The sequence below is a fragment of the Pseudoalteromonas sp. 78C3 genome (genome assembly GCF_002836695.1).
GTDB lineage: Bacteria > Pseudomonadota > Gammaproteobacteria > Enterobacterales > Alteromonadaceae > Pseudoalteromonas > Pseudoalteromonas arctica.
The window spans coordinates 79,158-99,784 of sequence record NZ_PJAV01000147.1 but is presented as its reverse complement, the minus strand read 5'-3'; the positions used below and the strand labels follow the sequence as shown (position 1 = coordinate 99,784).

Sequence of the window (20,627 nt, the reverse complement as noted above, 5' to 3'; positions counted from 1 at the left end):
ACACGGCAACTTCTTGGCGACTAAGCTCACGGGTTAATTGTTTAAATATATATAAATGATGCTTTTGGTTATTGAGTAAAAACTCCCCGATGGCTAAATGCCAAGTTTGCGAGTCTTGATTCTCTATTTCTATATTAAAGAGGCCATCAACACCGTGCTCTATAGCTGCTATTAATTGCAGGGGCGAATTTTCGAGCAATTTACTTAGCTGCATACCTTCAAGGCGGGTTGCGCTATTAAATAAACTACGGCTAATTAAATTACTAAATACCACCGTATTATTATCATTGACCAGCAATAACGCTTGCGGCGAGCTTTGCAATACTTTATCAAGCATTAACTCGCGCTGGTAAATCCATTGTTTTTCTTGGCGAAGCTGTTTAGCGGTTTGATTATAAAGTCGGCATAGTTTTCCAAGTTCATCATTACTTTTATACGCTAGTAAGCTGGAGAGCTCACCATCTTTAAAATTAAGCAACCCGGTTTCGAGCGATTGCATACCAAGCTTTATTGGTTTGGTGAGAGCTCTTGAAAGCAAGGTGCTAAATGCAAGCGTTAGTAATATTAAAAACAGAGTGTAGTACATATCAAAACCACTAAGTGCGGCAATAATAAAAACAGGCAGCGCGCTACAAAGTGCGCAAATTAACACAACCTTTTGGCTTAGGGTAAAGTGGCTAATAATGTTTGGCATTAATAATCAATACCCATTTTTTGTAATCGACGATAAAGAGCTTGTCGGCTTAAACCAAATTCACGGGCCACTTTGGCTATAACACCTTGATGAGCGCGCATTGCGTGTTCTATTTCCTGTTTGGTCGGTTCTGCTTTTGCTTCTTGTTGAGCAGTAACCGATGACGAAAGTGCAAAGTCATCGACTGTAAGCGCACCTGTTGGTTTTAGTACCGCTACACGTTTACAAGCATTTTCTAGCTCTCGAACGTTACCTGGCCATTTATAATGTTGAAGTGCTTGCTCTGTGTTTATAGTCAGTTCTCGGTGAGGTAAGAAGTGGCTAATGAGTGCTAAAACATCATCTTGCCTTTCGCTAAGGGCAGGCACATTGAGTTCAATTACATTAAGGCGATAATATAAGTCTTCCCTAAATCGACCTTGTTCAATTGCTTGTAGTAAGTTTTCGTTAGTGGCCGATATAACCCGCACATTTACCTTTCGTGTTTGTGTTGAGCCTAAACGTTCAAACTCGCCGGTTTGTAGTACGCGTAGTAATTTTATTTGTCCTGAAAGTGGTAAATTACCAATTTCATCTAAAAATAACGTACCACCATCAGCTGCTTCAAATCGACCAATACGTTGTTTGGTAATCCCCGTGTATGCACCTGCTTCAGCGCCAAAAAGTTCGGCCTCTATAAGTTCTTGCGGTAGTGCACCAGCGTTTACCTTAATAAAAGGCTGCGATACAAGCGGGGAGTTTTTTTGAATAATATGCGCAATGCACTCTTTACCACTCCCATTAGGGCCTGTAATTAATGCAGATATATCAGATTTAGCCACTTGTAGCGCCATAGTGACCAGTCGTTCCATAGCCGTGCTTTTAAATATTAGCCCAGCAAGGTCTGCATTTTTAAATGTACCTTCACGTTCTTGTTGATGGCGATTAAGTGTCGCCATTATTTTTTTAGCACTGCCTAGCTCTATTAAGTTACCGATACAAACTAGTAGTTTTGCATCATCCCAGGGTTTTGGTAAGTAATCAGCAGCACCGGCTTTTACAAGCTCAATGGCGGTGGCAAGTTCGGTCCAGGCTGTAATAAGTATAATAGGTAGGTGTGGGTTTATTTCTCGTAGTTCATAAAACAACGCTTTACCTTCTTCGCCAGAGGTGGTGTCGCTGGTAAAGTTCATGTCTTGAATTACAAGCTCAATTCGTTGATAGCGAACTATTTGCAGAGCATCAAATGGATTTGTTGCAGTGACTACCGAAAAGTCGTGGATCTCGAGCAACAATGAAAGTGCGTCGAGTACTGCTTGGTTATCATCAACAATGAGTATTTTATGAGTCATAGGTTATTTTTATAATTTTTTAATGGCTACACTGCCTTACTAAGCAGTGTAGCATAGTGATTTACATATTATTAAATAGTGCGAGTTGCGATACTGGGCGAAATATTGGCAGCGCGTTTGGCCGGCGCTAATACTGCAAGTAAACTCATTAAAAATACGGCAATGGCGGTAACGGCTATATAACTTGGCGGTAGTGCGGCTACAGAAAAATACTGCATTAACATTTTCCCAAGTAGTATTGCTGTTACTACACCTAAGGCTAAACCTAGGCTACAAATTAATGCATTTTCTACTAAAAAGTAGCTAACAATAGCTGACTTTCTTGCGCCAAGTGCTCTGCGTGTACCAATTTGCTTAGTACGTTTGCTAATATTAAATAAGGTTAAGCCAAAAATACCGAGAGCGGTTATAAGTACTAAAATAGTGATTAATACTATGAGCATGCGCATCATAAGGCGATCTTGAGCGGTATACTCATTTTTTAATTCATCAAGCCCTTTAATGTTGTTAATAACGCGTTTGCTGTAGTTTTCGAGCATAGCATTTTCTATTTCTTTCATTACAGCTGCTCGCTGACCAGGCTTAGTACGAACGGCAACTTGTGCATAACTTGCTGCTTTAATATAAGGAATAAACGCAAGATTATCGGGTTTACTGTCTTTGAGCCACGGGCCTTTCATGCTTCCGATCACGCCAATAATTTTAAGTGGTAGGTCACCAAAATAAACTATTTTCCCTAAACCATCTCCATCAGGGTAGAGCTCATCAAGTAAGGCTTTAGTGACTATAGTGACGTTGGTACGCTTTTGTGTAATTTCGTTTGTAACGAGCACTTCATCTTCGGTAAAGTTTCGCCCTGCAATTAAGTTAACGCCGTAGGTATTAATTGCGTGGTCATCTATAAAAATATAAGCGGTCCTGACACTTAGGCCTTCTTGTGGAGCAGGTTTTAAATTAAAGCTCGAAGCGCTGCCACCCCCTGATAGCGGAATACTACTGCTTAATGCGGCATCAACTACGCCTGGCATTTTTCTAAGCATGCTTTCATCAAGCTCAAACTGCTGACTTAAGTTAATATCAGTACCAAAGGTCATTACATTAAACTTAAATATATCTTGTTCGGGGTAGCCCGTTTCTTGGTTTAAATAGCTAATTCTGTCTTGAATAATAAATGCAGCATTACTAACTATAGCTGTAGTAATTGCAATTTGAATTAGCAGTAATACAGCGCCCACCTTTGAGCGGCATAAGGCGTTGAATATAGGTTTTATTTCTAACATTGTGACATTCCTTATTGGCTCTTAAGATAAATAGCAGGATTGGTTTTACACACTAACCAAGCTGGGTACAAACCAGCTAAAATGCAGGTTGTAATTGCAATCAATGGGGCGCTCAATAGCATGGTTAAATCCATTGTCGCTAAGTTTTCATAGTAGTCGTAGCTTTGCCCTACGCCCATTAAGCCAAGTTGTGCTAGTACAATTCCTAGCATGCCACCTATAAAGCCAAGCATGGCGACCTCAACTAAGTGCTGTAAAAATATTTGCCTTTTACTAGCACCTAATGCGCGTCTTACACCTACTTCTGGCGCTCTGCGTAAAAATTTAGCTAAAAGTAAACCTAAAATATTGGCTAAGCAGACACCTAAAAACATAAAGCTCAGGCCCACTAAAATTTTATTGTCTTCGGTGACGACGTTGTTGTATTGCATCCATTGGTTTACATCGCGAAGTTTATACTCAAGTTCTTTACGATTAAATCGACCACGTTTTTGTTGTTCTTGCATATAGGCTAATAAGTAATTTTGATAGGCTTGTTTTTGTTCAAGCGTATTTAGCTCTGCCCAAAACTGGATCCATACTTGCTCAGATTGCAGTTTATCTGCAAAGGTTGGTGTGTTTTCGTGTTTCCATCCATTGCTATTGCCCCAACTTACGAGCTCTTTTGCCTTTATTAAGCTAAAGGGCATAAATAACTCTTCTACTTGATTAAATGCACCGTTATTTAAATCATAATACTTAATATTGAGAGGCCAATGGTTAATAACACCAACTACTTGATAGCTTGCATCATCTAAGTAAATCAGTTCTCCGACGGAGTTTTGTCCTGCAAATAGTTTATCGTTTATCTCTTGAGTAATAACAACCACAGGTGCGGCTGAGTTTTCTTGCTCTTTGCTCCAAGCCCCCCCGTATAAAAATGACAAATTAAACATGCTAAAAAAGTCAGGCGTTGTCATGCGAGCATTACCTATAAAAGGTTTTATTTTGTCGGAGTCCAGATAAACTGAAAAGCCGGTACGCATCATAGCCACTTTTTTCTCTGGCGTGGGTGCGTTTAATAAGTTCTCTGCATCTTGATAGGTCAGTTGCAGTGGCATGTTATCTTCTGTCCACCACGTACTACCATCGTCCATTGTTTGTAATTGCACACTGTAAAGTTGGCTGCTTCTATCTGGGATAGGATCGGCCGACATCATATGATAAACACTAAGGCTGGTCATTGTTATGCCTATACCTATCGCAATGGCAAGTACCATTAAAAAGCTAACCAGTGGGGTGCGCTTGAAGCTGCGCCAACTTAAATCTAAATAATGAATAAACATTAGTTAAACCCCCGATGCTGTTTTTATAGTTTGCGCGCCTTGATAAAGCGTAAAGTCGGCAAGTTGTCCATCAACTACTTGAATATTACGCGGAGCACGGCGGGCTAATTCGCTATCATGCGTTACCATTACAATAGTGGCACCGTCGCGATTGATTTGTTCAAGTAACTCCATAACTTGGCGAGCCATTAAGCTGTCAAGGTTACCTGTTGGCTCATCGGCAAGTAAAAAACGAGGTTCACCAGCAAGCGCACGGGCTATTGCCACACGTTGTTGCTGGCCACCGGAGAGTTGTTGAGGTAAGTGTTTAGCGCGAGATGCTAAACCAACTTGTTCAAGGCATTGCTCAATTCGACGTTTTCGCTCATTTGCTTTAATCCCTCTGTAGCGAAGAGGAACTTCTATGTTTTCATATAAATTTAAATCGGGGATCAAATTAAAGCCTTGGAATATAAAGCCAATTTTTTGATTACGTAAATCAGCACGTTGGTTATCGTTTAGGCTGCCAACATTAAAGCCATCCAACAGGTATTCACCTTCGTTAAAAGGCTCGAGCATACCTGCAATATTTAAAAAGGTTGTTTTTCCTGAGCCGCTAGGACCGGTAACAGCAATAAATTCGCCTTCGTTTACTTGCAGATTAAAATCTCGAAGCGCATGGGTTTGTACCATTTCTGTTTGGTATACTTTACTTACATTGTTCATTTGTAACATGGTTGTTCCTAATTATTTTTAGCGTTGGTTGAGAACGTCTGTTTAATTTAATAAAATCGTGTTGGCTTGCTTAAAGTCGCTGTAGCTTGAAATAATAATTTCATCGTTTTCTTTTAGTCCGCTTAAAAGCTCAACCGCATTAATGCTGGTGGCGCCTATTGTAATAGGTATACGCTTTGCGATATTGCCATCGACTTTATAAGCTATAATTCCGCCTTGCTGCATAAATGCACCACGCTTTACTTGCATTACACCTTCTCGGTTGTCGAGTAAAATACGTGCAGTTAAGCGTTGGTTCTGACGAATGTTGTTAGTAACACCTTTAAACCGGACGCGTGCTGTTACTTCACGATTATTAACTTCTGGTGATATGGCGGATAAATTCCCCATCACTGTTTCATTGCCTAACTTAAGCTCTACTTCCATACCGAGCCCTAATTCGTTTGCGTAACTTTCAGGAACTTGGAGTTCGGCTTCAAAATTACTTAAGTCGACGAGAGTCATAAGAGGTTGGCTTTGCGTCACTGCGGCTTTTTGTTGCACTAATAGGTTACCCACGATCCCTGTAACGGTAGCCTTAATAGATAGGTTGCTTACTTTTCGGATTAAGTCATCAACAATAAGTTGTTGGCGGGTCACATCACTTTTAGCAGCTTGTAGTTCAAAAGTGAGCGTGTCTTTGGCAAGCAATACCTCTTGCTGCGCATGCTTATAGGAGAGCTTAGCTCGGGATAAATCATCAACTGCTTTTTCTAGATCAATTTGGCTAATTAAGTGCTTTTGTATTGATAACTGTGCGCGACGATTTTCGCGCTCAGCGGCGTTAAGCTCGACTTGTGCCATATCGAGTGTTTTATTTAAGGTGAGTGTTTGGCGTCTTGCTTGCAAATGCTGCCTTTGCTGTTCGCCTTCAAGTCTTTTAAGTACAGACTCCTGTTGCTTTAATTCATTAGTTAACTCAGGGCTTTGCAGCAGGGCAAGTGTGTTGCCTTGCTTTACTGTATCGCCGGCCTTTACTTTTAAATCTATAAATCCCCGTTCTGGACTGTAGATTTTAGGGGCATTAGCAGCAACAATTTTACCACTGGCGGCAATGTCTCGAATGAGCGCTTTAACATGTACTTTTGCAATCTGTACTTTTGAGCGGCTAATAGAGCTTTTAGCGCTATGGCTCGTTAAAAAAATATAAGCAATTGCAGAGACCACAATGAAAACAATCGCAGTGATCATCGCGTATTTTTTATAGCTTATAGGTGCCTTTACCTGTACGTCTTGTGCGCTGGTATCTTTAATCATTTAATTTCCCCTAAATTGCTTTTATGTATTTTTCGCACAGCAGTAATAAAGCTGCTGTGCAAATAGCGGCAATAGGAGAGAGTAAAAATAAGCTTAGAGTAAACATAGTAATTCCAATTAGCGATTATATATAAAGCTATACGATTAATATGCCAACTATTATCTTATTGATATTTAAGTAATTTTATTTTTTTGTTATTGAAATTTATGTCCGCGGACAGTTTATGTGTCCGCATCGGACATAGTTTTAAATAAAAATTCACTATTAACGTACAAAAAATGACATGAACTTTCATAACTATACTAATGAGCAGCAATAATCAGGGATGTTAAGCCATTAAAGTAATGAAATAGCATAAAACTATCTAAATGTTAACTGAATAGCCCCTTTAGCGCTGAATACTTATTCACTTTCGGCTGCCTTTACGTTTACGTAAGCTGGCAGGCTGAAGGCTCGTGTTTTTTACAATATGTTAAACTTGACACCAGTGTCATGAAAAAATAGTGGTTAAAATAACGCTAAATGTTAAAAATAATGATAAAAAGAAATCTTGCTATGAAGTGAGAAATATTCAAGAATGTGAATATGTATTCAAAGTGCTATTGACTCTATTTAAGATAGAGGCTAGTTTTGTCCGTCTGTTAGCAAATCGTCGAGCAGTTCATCCACGCTAACAGTGCAGCAAGGGGAGGGGTCTATGTTATACGACTCAAAGTTAGAAAAAGAAAATTGTGGCTTTGGCTTAATAGCCCAAGTTAATGGTCAAGCTAGTCATAGGCTTATTCGTACTGCTATTACGGGGCTTGATCGCATGCAGCACCGTGGTGGTATATCTGCCGATGGTAAAACAGGTGATGGCTGTGGTTTATTATTACAAAAACCAGATAGCTTTTTCCGTGCTATTGCTAGTGAACATAACTGGCACTTAGGCAAAAACTACGCAGTGGGTATGATATTTTTAAATTCAGACCCTGTTTTAGCGCAAGCTGCAAAACAAATACTTAGCGAAGAATTAGAAAAAGAAACGTTAAATATTTTAGGTTGGCGCGTTGTGCCAACCGACCCATCTATGTTGGGTCCTATTGCTGTACAGCAATTACCAGGTTTTGAACAAATTTTTGTTAGCGCGCCAGAAGGTTGGCGTTCTAAAGACTTAGAGCGTCGCTTATATGTAGCACGCCGCCGCGCTGAAAAGCGCATTGTTGATGACGAAGCTTTCTATATCGCAAGTCTATCTGGTTTGGTAACTATCTATAAAGGCTTAATGATGCCTGCAGATTTACCAAATTTTTACCTAGATTTAGCTGATATTCGTATGACGAGTGCGATTTGTGTTTTCCATCAGCGCTTTTCTACTAATACTCAGCCGCGTTGGCCTTTAGCTCAACCTTTCCGCTATTTAGCACACAATGGTGAAATTAATACTATTGAAGGTAACCGCCAGTGGGCACGCGCACGCTCATATAAGTTTGCGTCACCGCTTATTCCTGATTTACAAAGCGCAGCACCGTTTGTAAACGAAACCGGCTCTGATTCATCAAGCCTAGATAATATGCTTGAGCTATTTTTAGCTGGTGGCATGGATTTATTCCGCGCTATGCGTATGCTCGTACCACCTGCATGGCAGAAAAACCGTGCAATGGACGACGATTTACGTGCATTTTACGACTTTAACTCTATGCATATGGAACCATGGGATGGCCCGGCAGGTATTGTTATGTCGGATGGTCGTTTTGCGGCTTGTAACCTTGACCGTAATGGACTTCGCCCAGCGCGTTATGTAATTACACAAGATGGCTTTATTACGCTTGCATCAGAAGTGGGTATTTGGGATTACACTGCCGATGAAGTAGTTGAAAAAGGCCGTGTTGGTCCAGGTGAATTATTAGTTATTGATACTAAGCTTGGCAAAATTTGGCACTCAGATGAAATCGATCAAGATTTAAAGTCTCGCCATCCTTACAAGTCGTGGCTTGAAGAGAACGTTAAACGTTTAGTACCATTTGAAGAGCTTACTGAGCAAGACGCCGGTAATCGCTCATTTGATGACGAAACGCTAGCTAAATATCAAAAAATGTTTGGTTATACCAACGAAGAGCTTGATAGTGTTATTCGTGTAATGGGTGAAAACGGCCAAGAAGCAACCGGCTCAATGGGTGATGACACGCCATTTGCAGTGCTTAGTGAAGGGCATCGTTCGCTTTATGATTACTTCCGCCAAAAATTTGCGCAAGTAACAAACCCACCTATCGATCCACTGCGTGAAAATCATGTAATGTCACTTGCGACATGTATTGGTAGTGAGCAAAACGTATTTAACGAAACAACAGGCCACGCTAAGCGCCTACAGTTTGATACGCCAATTTTAATGTACGCAGACATGCAGCAGCTATTAAATGCTGATGAAGCGCATTACAGCTACTGTAAAATTGATATTACCTACACAGTTGAAGAAGGTTTAGAAAATGCGGTAACGCGTATTTGTGACCAAGCACAAGAAAAAGCAGCCGCTGGTTGTATCATGCTTATTTTAACTGACCGTAACTTTAATGAAGCAAATTTGCCGATTCCAGCAGCTATGGCTGTAGGTGCGGTACAAAAACGATTAGTTGATAACAATCTTCGCTGTGAATCAAACATTATCATTGAAACCGGTAGCGTGCGTGATGCGCACCAGTTTGCTGTGTTATTAGGCTTTGGTGCTACGGCAATTTATCCATACCTTGCGTATGAATCGTTAGTTGCGATGAGCGACAGCAAAATTATTAATAAGTCGTATTGCGAAGTAACTCTTGCTTACCGTAAAGCCATTAACAAGGGCTTATACAAAATCATGTCTAAAATGGGCATAAGTACGGTTGCTTCTTATCGTTGCTCAATGTTGTTTGAAGCGGTTGGTTTATCTGACGCTATTGTACAAATGTGTTTTAAAGGTGTTGCGAGTCGCATACAGGGCGCATGCTTTACCGACTTTGATGACGATCAGCAAAGCTTACACAAACTCGCTCTAAGTAAGCGTAAATTATTAAGCCACGGCGGCTTGTTTAAGTACGTACATGGCGGCGAGTATCATGCTTATAATCCTGATGTAATCCAAACCCTGCAAAAAGCAGTTCGTTCTGGTGAATACAGTGATTACAGTGAATATGCAAAACTTGTTAATACGCGTCCTATTGCCACTTTACGTGACATGCTTGCGCTTAAAATTCCAGAGCAAGGCATTAGCATCGATGATGTAGAGCCTGCAGAAAACCTATACAAGCGTTTCGATTCAGCAGCAATGAGTATTGGTGCATTATCGCCAGAAGCGCATGAGGCTCTAGCAATTGCAATGAACCGCTTAGGTGGTTGTTCAAACTCTGGTGAAGGCGGTGAAGATAAGCTGCGTTATGGTACCGAGAAAAACTCGCGTATTAAGCAAGTCGCTTCAGGTCGATTTGGCGTAACGCCGCATTACTTACGCAGTGCTGACGTTATTCAAATTAAAGTAGCGCAAGGTGCAAAACCAGGCGAAGGCGGTCAATTACCGGGTGAAAAAGTAACCCCATATATTGCTAAGCTTCGTTATTCTGTTCCAGGTGTTACATTAATTTCGCCACCACCACATCACGATATTTACTCAATTGAAGATTTAGCACAGCTAATTTTCGATTTGAAACAAGTAAACCCTAAAGCACTTATTTCTGTAAAACTGGTTTCAGAACCAGGCGTAGGAACCATTGCAACGGGTGTTGCTAAAGCGTATGCCGATTTAATTACTATTTCTGGCTACGATGGCGGTACAGGCGCAAGCCCACTTACTTCAGTTAAATATGCAGGTAGCCCATGGGAGCTAGGACTTGCAGAAACGCAGCAAGCCCTTGTTGAAAATGGACTGCGTCATCGTATTCGCCTGCAAACAGATGGTGGCTTAAAAACAGGTTTAGATATAATTAAAGCGGCAATTTTAGGTGCAGAAAGCTTTGGCTTTGGTACAGGTCCAATGGTTGCGCTTGGTTGTAAATACTTACGAATTTGCCATTTAAACAACTGTGCGACCGGTGTTGCAACACAAGACGAAACACTTCGTCAAAAGCATTACCACGGCTTACCAGAAATGGCGATGAACTACTTTAAGTTTATAGCGCAAGAAGCACGTGAAATCATGGCTAGCTTGGGTGTTGTAAACTTAACTGATTTAATCGGTCGTTTAGATTTGCTTGAAGCAATTGAAGGCAAAACAGCAAAACAGAAGAAAATTGATTTATCTTCCGTAATTGCTCAGCCTAATAACCCAACAGGTGAAACACTTTATTGCAGTGCGCCTAATAGCTCACATTATTTAGGAAAACTTAATGAGAGCCTACTTGCTAAGGCGCAAGACGCAATTGATGCTTCAAGCGGTATTTCACTAGTAAGTCGTATTTGTAATACGGACAGATCGGTAGGTGCAATGCTTTCTGGCTATATTGCTGATAAATATGGCAACCAAGGTATGGCGGCAGATCCTGTAGCAATTGAGCTACATGGTACTGCGGGTCAATCATTTGGCGTGTGGAATGCCGGCGGCCTTGAAATGACACTGGTTGGCGATGCAAACGATTACGTAGGTAAAGGCATGGCGGGTGGCAAGTTAGTTATTCGTCCACCACTTGGCTCGTCGTTCGAAAGTCACAAAGCCACAATTGCAGGCAACACATGTTTATACGGTGCAACAGGCGGCAAACTGTTTGCTGCAGGTTGTGCAGGCGAGCGCTTTGCAGTTCGTAACTCAGGTGTGCAAGCGGTTGTTGAAGGTGTAGGTGACAACTGTTGTGAATACATGACCGGTGGCGTTGTATGTGTACTGGGCAATGTAGGCGTTAACTTTGGCGCGGGTATGACCGGTGGTTTTGCTTATATTTTAGATGAGCGAAATGATTTTGAAAAACGCATTAATCCAGAGCTTGTCGAAATAGTAACACTAGACGAATTAACGTCGCATCAAGAACATTTACGCGGCTTAATTGCTGAGCATTTAGAGCTTACGGGTTCGTGCAGAGCAGAAAGTATTTTGGCTAACTTTGAATTGTACTTACCGATGTTCAAATTAGTAAAACCAATATCAAGTGACGTAAAAAGTTTACTCGGGCATCGCGCTCGCAGTAGTGCCGAACTACGTGTTCAGGCGCAATAAGGGGGCAGTATGAGCGAAAATGTATATCAATTTATAGACGTGCAGCGTGTAGACCCACGCAAAAAACCAATCTCGTCACGTAAAAAATCTTTCGTAGAAATTTACGAACCCTTTTCAGAGAATCAGGTTAACTCACAAGCTGACCGTTGTTTAGATTGTGGTAACCCGTACTGTGAGTGGAAATGTCCAGTACATAACTACATTCCACAATGGTTAAAGTTAATACGCACGGGCCGTATTATAGAGGCGGCTGAGCTTTCTCATCGTACAAATAGCTTACCAGAGGTTTGTGGGCGTGTTTGCCCACAAGACCGCTTGTGTGAAGGCTCGTGTACGCTCGATGAAGAGTTTGGTGCGGTTACAATAGGTAATATTGAAAAATACATTACTGATGAGGCATTTAAAATGGGCTGGAAGCCTGATATGTCTTATGTAACATGGACTGACAAAAAAGTAGCCATTATTGGTGCGGGCCCTGCAGGTTTAGGGTGTGCTGATATTTTGGTGCGTAACGGCGTTAAACCAGTAGTGTTTGATCGTCACCCAGAAATAGGTGGACTACTCACATTTGGTATTCCTTCTTTTAAACTTGAAAAATCAGTAATGCAAAAGCGCCGTGAAATTTTCACTGAAATGGGCGTAGAATTTAAGTTAAATGTTGAAGTAGGTGTTGATATTACACTTGATCAAATTTTAGCTGATTACGACGCTGTGTTTTTAGGGGTTGGTACGTATCAGAGTATGCGTGCAGGACTTGAAAATGAAGATGCACCGGGTGTTCACGATGCTCTACCATTCTTAATCGGTAACACTAACCGTGTAATGGGCTACGATGAGACAAAACAACCGTGTATTGATATGGCTAACCAAAAAGTAGTTGTACTTGGTGGTGGTGATACAGCCATGGACTGTGTGCGTACATCTATTCGTCAAAATGCCGCAAAAGTAACGTGTGCTTATCGTCGTGATAAAGAAAATATGCCGGGCTCTAAACGTGAAGTTAAAAACGCGAAAGAAGAAGGTGTTATATTTACGTATAACGTTCAGCCTAAAGGCATTGTATTGAACGATAAAGGTAAAGTGACCGGCGTTAAAATGGTTAAAACTAAATTAGGTGAACCTGACGCAAAAGGCAGAAGCCGTGCTGAAGAAGTACCTGGTTCAGAACATGTTATTGAAGCTGATCAAGTTATTATGGCGTTTGGTTTCCAACCTCACAAAATGGATTGGTTAGAAAAATACGATGTAGAAATAAACAACTGGGGCGGTATTAACGCACCAGAACAAGGTGAGTTTACACATCAAACTACTAACCCTAAAATATTTGCTGGTGGCGACATTGTACGTGGTTCAGATTTAGTGGTAACTGCTATTTTTGAAGGACGTAACGCTGCAGAAGGTATTATGGATTACTTAAAAGTTTAATTTTTCGTTTTAAAATAACGATATTTAAAGCAAGCCAAGTGGCTTGCTTTTTTATTTGTTTTATCCAAATGTAATGTCAACGTAATTAGTGACAAATGGGGCTATATTTATACCACCTTTTGTATGGCTTTCTTGAACAACACCTTTTGTTAGTAACTTCATGTAGAAACCTTATATAGTAACTTTCAGAGAAACTGCTTTGTTATTATGGGTTGCTCTTTATAAGCCAAATGCGATTTCTTTGGGTATCTACTAAGCGGCTTTCAGGGCTCGTTTCATATATATAAACGTTATCGACACTTCTTTCTTCTATGTCGTTTATATACTCCAATACCAATTCGCTTAATTAAGTGATCTATTTTGAGATAACAAAATTATGTCGATAATGAGGCTAAAGTTTCGTTACTTAGGTGTTCTCGGCAATTACCTCTACATTGCTTTGTATTCATGCAGTCGTATCTCGAAAGTTTTAACGCAGTTAGCGCCAAGTTCAATCCTTGAAATTGATTGAGTATTATCGCGGATTGGTATAATGCGTGTATTTTTTTTGTAACGGCACTTTTATTGATTAATGTGTTGTTTACTCGGTCCAGGCACAATTCATAGAATAGTTACTACCATCTTTAACTATGCAGGTTTAAATTATTTTTTGACTACCAGTCAGTTCGATTATTGCAGGAATAAAAGGGCGTACTTATATAATTTAGCAAATGGTATTAGTGCCAAGCAATTTAATATCGTAAAAATGTACTTACCTGAGATAAATGCAAGAGGCTAAAAATATGTGCACAATTGTCAGTGCTAATTACTAACCTTAATAGTTGATTTAAATATAAAGTAGGTTCATTATTGCACGCTGTTTACGGTTTGCTTACTTTATATCTATAAGTTTGCTTTTATACATTAATAAATAAATAGAAATTATGTACGAATATTCAAACAATTTAGAAAGGAAGCTCATTGTTCGGTTCTTTTCCTCAATAGGCTTTATAGCAACGTTTTCGATGGCTAGCTTAGCATTTATTAACAGCAGCTATTTATTAGCATTTACTTTGGTTGTTTCTTCGTTTGTTTACTTATCGGCGTTTAATATAGGCAGAGGTGTAGAGAAGTCTGCAACTGTAATTTTATATAACCTGTATGCACTGATGTTTTATCTGGTACTTACAGGAGGAGCACAAGGTACAGGGCCTATATGGATATTTATAGTGTCTCCTGTTACTTATTCAATTCGAGGGCTTAAACGAGGGACGTTTGATATTGTTTTATTTTTATCGGCGATTGTTCTCGGTTTCTATTGCGCTGATACATTTAATATATATGACTACAATCCTGAGCAGTTTCCAGTCAGAATCATACTCGCTTTTATAATTGTTGCATCGCTGAGTGGTTATTACGAATTTTCAAGAGAAAAATACAGCAGTAAATTAATTGCTTTAAGCCAAAAAAATGAATTTTTAGCAACTATAGATCCACTCACTAATCTGCCAAACCGCCGTTTCACTATGAATAAGCTTATAGCTTTTAAAAATGAGCTTAAAAATAATAATATCCCGTTTGTAATATTATTAGCTGATGTAGATAATTTTAAAAAAATTAATGATCAATTCGGCCATGATTTTGGCGATGAAGCTCTTATCCATTTAGCAAAAACGTTTGGAAATAATATTCCGCAAAATGCGATTGCTTCACGTTGGGGCGGTGAGGAGTTTTTAATTGTGATTCCAAATGTAACCGTTGATGAGGGCGAGCTCGTTGCAGAAAAAATCCATAATGCCCTTAAAGCTTCAGCTGTAAGCTTATTTTCAGATAGTGTAAATATAACGCTAAGCATTGGCATCACAGCTGCAAACGCTGAGCGCTCAATTGACCTAGATATTAAGCATGCTGATGAACTACTTTATAAAGCAAAAGAGCAAGGTAAAAACAGAACGTGCTCTTTTTAAATGTTTATTTACTTTAATCCATTGAAAACGAATCAAGGGATGGCCTTATTTTAGCCTTTCTGCGTTTTAAGCTCATGTAGCATATTACAATACACGCAATCTGCATTGTAATTAAAACCCAATAACTAACACCTAAATCACTTAGTCCATTTATTTTTTCGCTAGTAAAGTAATAGGCCACAACGATTAGTTGAAAAACTAAAAAGCTATTTAAAAACTTAAATAAACGTTGTTTAAAACAAGTATGTTTATATTTACTAAATATAATTAAACAGGTGCTTAGTACTAATAACAACCAACTTAAAATTATACAAAAATCAACTAAAGTACTGTGCATTATTTAATCCTTGAAGACGTTATTTACTAACACATTAGGCGTGAGCCATTATTAGTTCTTTAGCATTTGCTTTAGCTGTTTTGCTTATGTTATCGCCGCCAAGTAAACGGGCTATTTCATTAATACGGCCATCTTTATTTAAAGGCAGCATATGAGTAAACGTTTCGCCTTGTGCTATTTCTTTAGCTACAAAAAATTGCTGATGTGCACTACTGGCAACTTGCGGTAAATGAGTAACACAAATCACTTGAGTCGACTTACCTAATTGGCGTAATAGCTTACCTACAGCAGATGCCGTTGGGCCAGAAATACCTACATCAACTTCATCAAAAATAAGCGTTGGGGTTGTTACTTTTTGGGCAATAATTACCTGTATAGCAAGACTTATACGAGAAAGCTCACCACCTGATGCTACTTTAGCTAATGGCTGAAGTGGTTGCCCCGGATTAGTTGATACTAAAAACGAGACATTATCAAAGCCTAGGCTGTTTGGTGTACGATTACTCTCTTGAGTTAAGGCTATTTCAAAAACACCGTTTTCCATTGATAAATTAGCCATGCTTTCACTTATTAGTGTGTTAAGTGTATTAGCATACTCGCAGCGGCTTTTACTTAATTCATCAGCAGTTTGCTTGTAACTAAGTAACGCGCTTTCTATTTCTGACTCAAGCTGCTCCAGACGATTACTATTATTACTTATTGACTCAAGTTCTTGAGCAATCGATTGATGAAACTCAACTAACTGCTGTGGTTTTATATGATGCTTACGCGCTAAATCCATCGCTCCACTTAGCCTATTCTCTACTTCAACTAAGCGTGCCGGGTCTAAATCTGCTTGCTCAGTGTAATTGCGCACTTCGCGGCTTGCTTCTTCAACTTGTACAGCGGCTTCGCTAAGCATAGCAGCTACGCTTGCTAAACTTTCGTCATATTGAGCCAGTTCGGTAAATTGTTGAGCGCTGTGCTGTAGTAATGAGCAAGCGTTTTGCTCATCACTTTCATATAAGTGTTGTAACTCACGTTGGCACGATTCTAATATTGTTTGGCTATTGCTTAGTTTGTAATGCTCAGCCTCAATTAAATCAAACTCATTCTCTTGTAATGCAAATTCATCAAGCTCAGCAACTTGATACTCTAACAATTGTTTTTGCGCTGCTTGTTGCTGCTGTTGTTGTTCTAAGTGTTTAAATTCTTTTTGTAAGTTAGCAAACTGTTTATAGTTTTTATTTACTGAGTTTACTAAGTGGTGATGCCCTGCATAGGCATCTAAAAGCTGTAACTGATGCTCAGCTTTTAATAAATATTGGTGGGCATGTTGTCCATGAATAGATATTAAATATTGACCAAGTTCTTTTAATTGTGATGCGGTAACTGCACTACCATTAATATAGCTTTTACTACGGCCATTTTTACAAACAACACGACGTAATAAGCACTCGTTGTCAGAAGTGCTTAGCATATGTTGCTCTAAAAATGCTTGAGCAAGCGGTAGATCTGTTAAGTCAAATTGTGCACATACTTCCGCTTTATCAGAGCTTGGGCGAACTGCTGATGCTTCAGCGCGCTCACCTAAGCATAGCGATAGGGCATCAATAGCAATAGATTTACCAGCACCTGTCTCACCTGTGATCGCAGTCATACCGCTGCGCCATTCGGTGCTTAAATTACTTACGATTGCAAAATTTTTAACTTCTAAACCAATTAACATACTGTTTATCCATCCAGTCAATTAACTGTTAATTTATACAGTGTTTTGGTTTTTTGCAAATTAATTTTTTATTATTTAAGCAACACTTACATCTTGAGTAAACTGTGTATCGGAAGTTTGGGAAGATGCATCAATTTGATCATCAACAATATCAGTAGGTTGTATACTCTCTTCGGTTTTAAGCAGAGCAATGAGGGGAGGTAATGTATTAATATAAAAACTCTTATTGTATAAAATGCCTTGCTGGGGCAACTCAGATACAAAGTACTGTATATTATCAATCAATGGTTGAATTATATTTGTTTGATTGATTTTAATTAACTCGTTGGACAACGTATTAATTAGTAGGTCGGCGGTATCTTCAAGCTGTTGCAAGTTCTCGTCTGTATGTGATTGAACAACAAAAAAATTATTTACAATAGCTTGAATGCGAGGAACGTATTTTGGGCGAATTATTTTAGCATCAAGTAGATCATTAAGCTTTGCTTTAAGGCGCGTATTTACATGCGAAACACGTTCATTAAATAGCTTTTTTCTAGCTTCTATCGCTTTTTTACGGTTACTCTCAATTTTGAGGTAACTGTATAAAAGTGTAATTAATAGCAGTAAAGCAAAGAATACTACATAAGTCATTGCTACTCGTTCCTAAATTAGTTGATTATTATTTTAAGTCGCCATTTTGCTTTATAGTACCAAATTTGGCAATAAAATTAGTACAAACGACTACCCCAATTCAGTTTTGTACGTAAAACGTTGTAGTAAGAGTAATTTTTTGGATGAATTAAGCGCAATTGTTTATCGGCTTTTTTAATTACTACCTCATCGCCGGGTAATACGGCTAGCACTACGTGGCTGTCGCAGCTTACCTGTAGGCTATCTGTATTTTCTAGGCTTAGCTTTAAACGAACTTCATTATCGGCATCTACCACTAAAGGTCTGCTAGATAAGGTATGAGGAAACATAGGTACTAACGATATAGCATTTAGTTCTGGCGTTAATATTGGACCGCCACCTGAAAGTGAATACGCCGTAGAGCCTGTCGGGGTTGATACTATTAAACCATCGGAGCGCTGAGAAAACACAAAGTCATTATTTATAAAAGCTTCAAATTCAATCATGTGCGCTACTTTATCGGCATGAAGTACCGCTTCGTTAACGGCTGAGTTTGCACTTTTTAATTCGTTGTGGCGATATACTTCTACTTCTAATAAAAAACGTTTTTCTTCAAGATACTCACCACTGAGTACTTGCTCTAAGCTCGCTTCAAACCCTTCGGGGTTTAAATCAGTTAAAAAACCAAGGTTGCCTCTATTTACACCAATTACAGCAATGTTAAAGCGCGCAAGTACGCGAGCTGCGCCAAGCATGTTACCGTCACCGCCTACAACAATGGCTAAATCGGCTTGTTCACCTAAGTCGACTAACTTAACAAGTTTGTCATGCGGAATATCGTCTAACTGACTCCCTGTGCGTTTTTCTACTATTACCTCAAAGCCAAGCGCAAGTAAAAAGGTATGTAAACGCTGAAGGGTAGCAGCGGCTCCCGGGTGATTAGGTTTGCCAATTAGGCCTATGGTGTTAAAAGGAGAGTCCATAATGTACGCACAAAGAGATTTAATAATAGTAGAGTAACTCAAAACAGAAGTGTTTGAAAATACAGATTATAGCAATATTATAAACCTTCAATTTTATTCGCAGTGAGTTAGCTGCACTACTTGAAAAAGAACTAAACGCCCCGATATCTCTTTCATGCAACAAGATGTAGATACCATGAAACTAAACCCACGAGATCAGCAAATTTTTTCAGCTGTTATGAACATGTACTGTAATGGTGAAGGCTTGCCTGTTCCATCAACAAAAATTGCCAAGCTCAAAGGCATGGCAGTGTGTTCGGCTACGGTTCGTAATGCTATGGCTCGCTTAGAAAAAGTGGGCTTATTGTATTCACCTCATACATCCGCAGGGCGAGTGCCGACAAATGAAGGGTTTGATTATTGGTTTGACGAATTTTTTGTGCTTGCTGATATTGCTAATTATTGGCAACCACAGCAGTCACAACTCGTTGAGCTAGCGCATGGTTTGAGCCAAAAATACCAAGTATGTTGTTGTGTTGGTTTACCTCAAGCCAGTTCACAGCAAGTGTTTAGAGTAGAAGTGCTTGATTTTGATTCTACCGACTGGCTTATTTTATTAATAGATAGGGCAGGGCAGAGTCACAATATTTGTATTGATAAACCTCATGATTCGTCAGACTCTGTTCGTTATCAATTTGCCACTTGGTTGAACACTGTATTTAGCCAACAAACCTTAATGGAAGGTTTGTACCGTATGCAAGCTATGGCAAATACAGCGCCTCGAAATTGTCATGATTCGCTTAATCAATGGACGCGACAACTAAGCCAAAAATTAGGCTCAGATAATAGTATTGTTGTTGGTGAAAATTACCTCTACAAACAAATCGATTGCGAACAAAGTTTAAATATTGGTGTTTCGTTTTTAAATTATGTAGAAGATAAGCTTGCTTTTAAAAATGGTGTATCGGTACTTAATAGCGAAAAATTACCTTTTACTGAGTGCGATGAATTAATTGTAATAAGCGTGCCGTACTTTAAAAATCAAGAATATCAAAGCCGTTTTTGTATAATTTGTCCTAAATCAGCGCAGATTGAAGAAATAATTCAAGAATTTAAATTAATTGAGGCATCTAACTCTTGAATCTTTTTATTCAATCCCCATAATTACCGCAGTTGTAAAGAATTGGAGCACGTATTTTATGTCTGAGCAGACACAAAACCCTGAGCAAGAAGTAGAATTAAACGAAGAAATTTCTAAAATGCAGGCTGATGTAGAAGCAGCAGTAGAAGCCGCTGATCAGCATGCAGAACAAGAACAAAGCCCTGAAGCAGAAATTGCGATGTTATATGCAGAGCTTGAAGCTGCAAAGCAAACAATTGCTGATCAAAAAGACGGTGTTGTTCGTGCCGCAGCAGATGTAGATAATATTCGTCGTCGTGCAGCACAAGATGTAGAAAAAGCGCATAAATTTGCACTAGAAAAATTTGCTAACGAATTGCTACCTGTAATTGATAACCTTGAACGTGCTATTGAATTTTCTGATAAAGAAAATGAGACACTAAAGCCGTTGCTTGAAGGTATCGATATGACGGTTAAGAGCTTTAATGACGCTGTTTCTAAATTTGGTGTTGAAATTGTAAACCCACAAGGTGAGCAGTTTAATCCAGATTTTCATCAAGCAATGTCAATTCAACCAAGTAACGATGTAACACCTAATACAGTACTTGCTGTTATGCAAAAAGGTTACACATTGAATGGTCGTTTATTACGCCCTGCAATGGTTATGGTTTCTAAAGCTGCAGACGCTTAATTAATTTAAGATTATTAGCTTTGATAAAAA

The 20,627-nt window shown here is 39.3% G+C and carries 13 protein-coding genes and 1 pseudogene; 5 read left to right on the top strand and 9 right to left on the bottom strand.

What is annotated here, in order from left to right; translation table 11 throughout:
• The 6 genes and pseudogenes from CXF76_RS11885 to CXF76_RS11860 form a co-directional block, all read right to left on the bottom strand.
• A pseudogene (locus CXF76_RS11885) lies at window positions 1-694 on the bottom strand (sensor histidine kinase); the annotation flags it as partial.
• Window positions 694-2,025, bottom strand: a complete 1,332-nt coding sequence (locus CXF76_RS11880) for a sigma-54-dependent transcriptional regulator (protein ID WP_101163764.1) — start codon at window positions 2,023-2,025, stop codon at window positions 694-696. The pseudogene CXF76_RS11885 and the gene CXF76_RS11880, both read right to left, overlap by 1 nt.
• Window positions 2,026-2,096: 71 nt before the next feature.
• Window positions 2,097-3,305, bottom strand: coding sequence for an ABC transporter permease (locus CXF76_RS11875; RefSeq protein ID WP_101163763.1), 1,209 nt, complete (start codon window positions 3,303-3,305; stop codon window positions 2,097-2,099).
• Between the two features lie 11 nt (window positions 3,306-3,316).
• Complete coding sequence (locus tag CXF76_RS11870; RefSeq protein WP_101163762.1) at window positions 3,317-4,630, bottom strand: ABC transporter permease; 1,314 nt, start codon at window positions 4,628-4,630, stop codon at window positions 3,317-3,319.
• A 3-nt stretch (window positions 4,631-4,633) separates the two neighbouring features.
• Complete coding sequence (locus tag CXF76_RS11865; RefSeq protein WP_101163761.1) at window positions 4,634-5,344, bottom strand: ABC transporter ATP-binding protein; 711 nt, start codon at window positions 5,342-5,344, stop codon at window positions 4,634-4,636.
• Between the two features lie 42 nt (window positions 5,345-5,386).
• The gene (locus CXF76_RS11860; RefSeq protein WP_101163760.1) at window positions 5,387-6,640 is read right to left on the bottom strand and encodes an efflux RND transporter periplasmic adaptor subunit; all 1,254 of its coding nucleotides are present in this window, start codon (window positions 6,638-6,640) and stop codon (window positions 5,387-5,389) included.
• A 698-nt stretch (window positions 6,641-7,338) separates the two neighbouring features.
• On the opposite strand from CXF76_RS11860, the gene gltB reads away from it, so the two are divergent.
• From gltB to CXF76_RS11840, 3 genes are all read left to right on the top strand, one after another.
• Window positions 7,339-11,796, top strand: a complete 4,458-nt coding sequence (gene gltB, locus CXF76_RS11855) for a glutamate synthase large subunit (protein WP_101163759.1) — start codon at window positions 7,339-7,341, stop codon at window positions 11,794-11,796.
• 9 nt (window positions 11,797-11,805) lie between these two features.
• Entirely contained in the window at window positions 11,806-13,221 is a 1,416-nt protein-coding gene (locus CXF76_RS11850; protein ID WP_007375839.1) for an FAD-dependent oxidoreductase, read from the top strand.
• 923 nt (window positions 13,222-14,144) lie between these two features.
• Window positions 14,145-15,167 (top strand): GGDEF domain-containing protein, encoded by a 1,023-nt coding sequence (locus CXF76_RS11840; protein ID WP_332870244.1) that lies wholly within the window; start codon window positions 14,145-14,147, stop codon window positions 15,165-15,167.
• Window positions 15,168-15,538: 371 nt separating this feature from the next.
• Here CXF76_RS11840 and recN read toward each other — a convergent pair whose 3' ends face one another.
• The 3 genes from recN to nadK form a co-directional block, all read right to left on the bottom strand.
• Window positions 15,539-17,212: a DNA repair protein RecN gene (recN, locus tag CXF76_RS11830; RefSeq protein ID WP_007584560.1), complete on the bottom strand. Its 1,674-nt coding sequence runs from the start codon at window positions 17,210-17,212 to the stop codon at window positions 15,539-15,541.
• A gap of 75 nt (window positions 17,213-17,287) precedes the next feature.
• Window positions 17,288-17,845, bottom strand: a complete 558-nt coding sequence (locus CXF76_RS11825; RefSeq protein ID WP_007584558.1) for a hypothetical protein — start codon at window positions 17,843-17,845, stop codon at window positions 17,288-17,290.
• Between the two features lie 77 nt (window positions 17,846-17,922).
• Complete coding sequence (gene nadK, locus CXF76_RS11820) at window positions 17,923-18,807, bottom strand: NAD(+) kinase (RefSeq protein ID WP_004335384.1); 885 nt, start codon at window positions 18,805-18,807, stop codon at window positions 17,923-17,925.
• A gap of 154 nt (window positions 18,808-18,961) precedes the next feature.
• Between nadK and CXF76_RS11815 the strand changes: the two genes are divergently transcribed.
• Together CXF76_RS11815 and grpE are read left to right on the top strand one after the other, a co-directional pair.
• Window positions 18,962-19,927: an HrcA family transcriptional regulator gene (locus CXF76_RS11815; protein ID WP_024590838.1), complete on the top strand. Its 966-nt coding sequence runs from the start codon at window positions 18,962-18,964 to the stop codon at window positions 19,925-19,927.
• 58 nt (window positions 19,928-19,985) lie between these two features.
• Entirely contained in the window at window positions 19,986-20,597 is a 612-nt protein-coding gene (gene grpE / locus CXF76_RS11810) for a nucleotide exchange factor GrpE (protein WP_007375833.1), read from the top strand.
• The last annotated feature ends 30 nt before the right edge of the window (window positions 20,598-20,627 follow it).